The organism is Polaromonas sp. P1_E1_2 (genome assembly GCF_056406035.1).
In genome coordinates, this window is the sequence record NZ_JBFUAZ010000380.1 from 1 (window position 1) to 4,585 (window position 4,585).

Genomic DNA, 4,585 nt, shown 5'->3' on the forward strand with positions numbered 1-4,585 from the left:
AGGCGGGAGATCGCGGAGACACCATGGGTTACCAGCGGAATGACCACCAGCGCGCAGATCAGGTAGCCCCAACTGGGCGGGATACCCAGGGCGAGGTCCAGCGCGTAAGCCATGACCGCCGCTTCCAGCGCGAAAAAGATAAAGGTAAATGAGGCGTAGATCAGCGAGGTCAGCGTGGAGCCGATATAGCCAAAACCGGCTCCGCGCGTCAGCAGGTCCATGTCGACGCCATAGCGCGCCGCGTAAATGCTGATGGGCAGGCCCGCCATGAAAATGATGAGCCCGGTGGCCATGATCGCCCAGAAGGCGTTGGTAAACCCGTACTTCACCAGCAGCGTGGCGCCCACGGCTTCAAGGATCAGGAAAGAAGCCGCGCCGAACGCGGTGTTGGCAACCCGCCACTCGGACCACTTGCGAAAGCGCTGCGGCGTGAAACGCAGCGCGTAGTCTTCCATGGTTTCGCTGGCCACCCAGCTGTTGTAGTCGCGCCTGACCTTGATGATGCGCTGCAGCGGCGGCGCTTCTGCCGCCAAAGGCGCGGCCCCGGCCGCTTCGGGCGGCAGTGGCGGCAGCTGGGGCGTGAGCGGGGCGTCCATAGGGTGGGCAGATGCGCCGGGCGCGGAGTGATTGACCGTCTTCRGGTGCATGTTCTGTGCCATGCATCCTGCCCGGGGCGGCCTTGGTGGCTCACGTTTCTTATGGCACCATTCTTGCACCCCGGCAAGCATCCCCAAGCCGRCAGCCTGCCCTGAGAGAGCCCCATGGAATTGACGCCCCGAGAAAAAGACAAGCTCCTTATTTTTACCGCTGCCCTGCTCGCCGAAAGGCGCCGCGCCCGCGGCCTCAAGCTCAACTACCCCGAGTCCGTMGCCCTCATCAGCGCCGCCGTCATGGAAGGTGCGCGCGACGGAAAATCCGTCGCCCAGCTGATGAGCGAGGGCCGCACGGTGCTGACCCGCGCCGATGTGATGGACGGCATCCCCGAGCTGATCCCCGACATCCAGGTCGAAGCGACTTTTCCCGACGGTACCAAGCTGGTCACCGTGCACCAGCCCATTGTTTAAGCATTACCCGAGATCGCCACCATGCAAATCAAAACCAAAAACGCTCTTTTTTTGATAGCTGCTTGCGCAATATCGGCGGGCGCCAGCGCCCATATTGATCATCAATCCGGCGCTGCGGTGCACGACCACGCCAGTGCTTTCTTCAGCGGCTTCATCCACCCGCTGACAGGCATGGACCACCTTGCGGCCATGGTGGCCGTGGGCCTGTGGAGCGCCCTGGTCGCTCGACGCGCCGGCCCCGAATTGCTGTGGGGTCCGCTGGGCTTTGCCGGCATGCTGCTGGCAGGCGCCCTGCTGGGCCTGCAGGGTCTGGAGATTCCCGCCGTCGAGCCCATGATCGCGGCTTCGCTGCTGGTCACCGGCCTGCTGGTCGTGACGCGCTGGCATGTGCCCGGCATTGCGGCGGCGCTCGTCGTTGGTGTGTTCGCCGTCTTCCACGGTCTTGCCCATGGTTATGAACTCGCCGGGGCACCCAGCGCCTGGGCCACGCTGTCGGGCATGCTGGCCGCGACGCTGCTGCTGCACCTGGCGGGCCTGGGTGCGGGCTGGGCGCTGCGCAGTGCCAGCGTCTGGCTGCCGCGCGCGGCTGGCGCCGCCGTCGCCCTCTTCGGCGTGACCCTGCTCGCCCAACTGGCCTGAGGCGCACCATGATTCCCGGCGAACTCATCACCGACGGCCCCGACCACGTACTCAATGCAGGCCGGCRCACGCTGACCGTCGTTGTGCAGAACACGGCCGACCGGCCCATACAGGTCGGCTCGCACTACCACTTTGCCGAAACCAACGGCGCGCTTGGCTTTGACCGCGACGCCGCGCGCGGCATGCGGCTGAACATCGCGTCGGGCACGGCCGTGCGCTTCGAGCCGGGGCAGCAGCGCACGGTGGAACTGGTGGAATTCGCAGGCGACCGCAAGGTTTACGGATTCCGAGGACTCGTGCAGGGAGCACTTTGATGGCAACAATTGGACGCCGCGCCTACGCGGAAATGTTCGGCCCCACCGTCGGTGACCGGCTGCGGCTGGCCGATACGGATTTGGTGGTCGAAGTCGAAGCCGACTACACGCTGCGCGCCGGCAGCTACGGCGAGGAAGTCAAATTYGGCGGCGGCAAGACGATTCGCGACGGCATGGCCCAGTCGCAAAAAACCCGGGCCGAAGGCGCGATGGACTGCGTGATGACAAACGCGCTCATCATCGACCACTGGGGCATCGTGAAGGCCGACATCGGCCTGAAGGGCGGGCGCATCGCCGCCATCGGCAAGGCCGGCAACCCCGACACCCAACCCGGCGTCGACATGATCATCGGCCCCGGCACCGAGATCATCAGCTGCGAGGGCATGATCGTCACGGCTGGCGGCATCGACTCGCACATCCACTTCATCTGCCCGCAGCAGATCGAGGAAGCGCTGACTGCCGGCATCACCACCATGCTGGGCGGCGGCACAGGCCCGGCCACCGGCACCTTTGCCACCACCTGCACGCCCGGCCCCTGGAACATCGAGCGCATGCTGCAGGCAGCCGACGCCTTCCCGATGAACCTGGGCTTCCTGGGCAAGGGCAATGCCAGCCTGCCCGCCGCGCTGCACGAGCAGATCAACGCCGGTGTCATCGGCCTGAAACTGCACGAAGACTGGGGTACCACGCCCGCGGCCATCAGCAACTGCCTGGATGTTGCGGAAGAAACCGACACACAGGTCGCTATCCACAGCGACACGCTTAACGAATCCGGCTTTGTCGAAAACACGATTGCCGCCACCAAAGGCCGCAGCCTCTGCGCCTTTCACACCGAAGGCGCGGGCGGCGGCCATGCCCCCGACATCCTGCGCGTGGTCGGCGAAGAGAACTTCCTGCCCTCCTCCACCAACCCCACCATGCCCTATACCGTCAACACGCTCGACGAACACGTCGACATGCTGATGGTGTGCCACCACCTGGACGCCGGCATCGCCGAAGACCTGGCCTTTGCGGAAAGCCGCATCCGCAAGGAAACCATCGCAGCCGAAGACGTGCTGCACGACCTGGGCGCCATTAGCATGATGAGCAGTGACAGTCAGGCCATGGGCCGCGTCGGCGAGGTCATCATCCGCACCTGGCAGACCGCGCACAAGATGAAGCTGCAGCGCGGCAAGCTGCCCGGTGACAGCGACCGCCACGACAACTTCCGCGCCAAGCGCTACATCAGCAAATACACCATCAACCCAGCGATTGCCCATGGCATCTCGCACGAGGTTGGCTCAGTCGAGTTGGGCAAGTGGGCCGACCTGGTGGTGTGGAAACCGGCTTTCTTCGGCATCAAGCCCTCGGTCATCCTCAAAGGCGGCTTTATCGCCATGGCGGCCATGGGCGACCCGAACGCCTCCATCCCCACGCCGCAGCCGGTGCATTACCGCCCCATGTTCGGCGGCTTCGGCGGCGCGATTGCCAAGGGTTCGCTGACCTTTGTCTCGCAAGCGGGGCTGAACGCTGGCGTCAAGGAACGCTTCGGCCTGGCCAAGACCGTGAGCGCCGTGAAAAACGTGCGCGGCGTGCGCAAGCAGCACATGGTCCACAATGCCTATCTGCCCAGGATGGAAGTCGACGCACAGACCTACCTGGTACGCGCAGACGGTCAGCTGCTGACCTGCGAGCCAGCCACCAGCCTGCCGATGACGCAACGGTATTTTCTTTTCTAACCGGCGACGCAGAGGCGCTGCGACAATCGGGAATCTCGCTCACTCACCTTCCGCTATGAACCCCACCACACCGTTCGAGTCCGCCGCGCGCCTTGCCTTGATCGCTACCGCATTGGCCTGCGCCGCCGCCGCAAGTCACGCCCAGGAACTATGGCCCGGCACGCAAGTGGGCATGTCGCCGGCTGATGTGTCCAAGCGCTTTCCCTCCGCCAAACCCATTGCGGCGGCACCGAGCGGCAAGCCCTGGGGCACCTGCCTACGAGAAGCGAGTCTGGCCCTCGCCGGCGTGAAGTTCAACACCTGCTTCCGCTTCATCGACGACAAGCTCGTCAACGTGCTGGCCCGGCAGGAAGACGAATACGTGCAGAACGCATCGACCAAGATCAACTTCGAGAAGATTGCCGCTGAGCTCCGCAAAAAATACGGCGCGCCCAAGTCCATGACCTGTCTCTWAWACACATCTCCGAGCCCACGAGACTATAGAACGCTCGGCCGCCACCTTGGTGTGTTCCTGCCGCGCGGCACGCTGGTGCGTGGCGGCGACGTGCTGGTGGCGGAAGACGGCTCCATGGTCAAGGTGATTGCCGCGCCTCAAGCCGTGCTCCGCATCACCGCTTGCCCGTCGCATGGCTCCCCTTTCGACCTGACGCGCGCCGCTTACCACCTGGGCAACCGGCATGTGCCGATTGAACTCAAGCCGGACCACCTGAAAATTGAACCCGACCATGTGCTGGCCGACATGCTGCGTGCCATGCACCTGATCGTGAACGAAGTTGAAGAAGCGTTCGAACCTGAAGGCGGCGCCTACAGCGCTGGCGGACACAGCCATGGGCATGACCATTCCCATGAC

The 4,585-nt window shown here is 64.5% G+C and carries 5 protein-coding genes and 1 pseudogene; 5 read left to right on the forward strand and 1 reads right to left on the reverse strand.

Translation table 11 applies throughout. The features are described from left to right. Positions 1 to 596: purine-cytosine permease family protein (locus AC1D1P_RS16090; protein WP_477673664.1), on the reverse strand; the 596-nt coding region annotated here is incomplete at its 3' end. Positions 597 to 761: 165 nt separating this feature from the next. Between AC1D1P_RS16090 and AC1D1P_RS16095 the strand changes: the two genes are divergently transcribed. From AC1D1P_RS16095 to AC1D1P_RS16115, 5 genes and pseudogenes are all read left to right on the forward strand, one after another. Beyond that, a complete protein-coding gene (locus AC1D1P_RS16095) occupies positions 762 to 1,064 on the forward strand; it encodes an urease subunit gamma (RefSeq protein WP_007874763.1) in 303 nt (100 codons plus the stop codon). 21 nt (positions 1,065 to 1,085) lie between these two features. Then, positions 1,086 to 1,703 (forward strand): HupE/UreJ family protein, encoded by a 618-nt coding sequence (locus AC1D1P_RS16100; RefSeq protein ID WP_477668210.1) that lies wholly within the window; start codon positions 1,086 to 1,088, stop codon positions 1,701 to 1,703. Positions 1,704 to 1,711: 8 nt separating this feature from the next. Beyond that, positions 1,712 to 2,017, forward strand: coding sequence for an urease subunit beta (locus tag AC1D1P_RS16105; RefSeq protein ID WP_477673665.1), 306 nt, complete (start codon positions 1,712 to 1,714; stop codon positions 2,015 to 2,017). Further along, on the forward strand, positions 2,017 to 3,735 hold the full coding sequence (gene ureC, locus AC1D1P_RS16110; protein WP_477668212.1) for an urease subunit alpha: 1,719 nt from the start codon (positions 2,017 to 2,019) through the stop codon (positions 3,733 to 3,735). The genes AC1D1P_RS16105 and ureC overlap by 1 nt, the downstream gene beginning before the upstream one ends. A gap of 490 nt (positions 3,736 to 4,225) precedes the next feature. Continuing rightward, positions 4,226 to 4,585 (forward strand): annotated as a pseudogene (locus AC1D1P_RS16115) (urease accessory protein UreE); the annotation flags it as partial.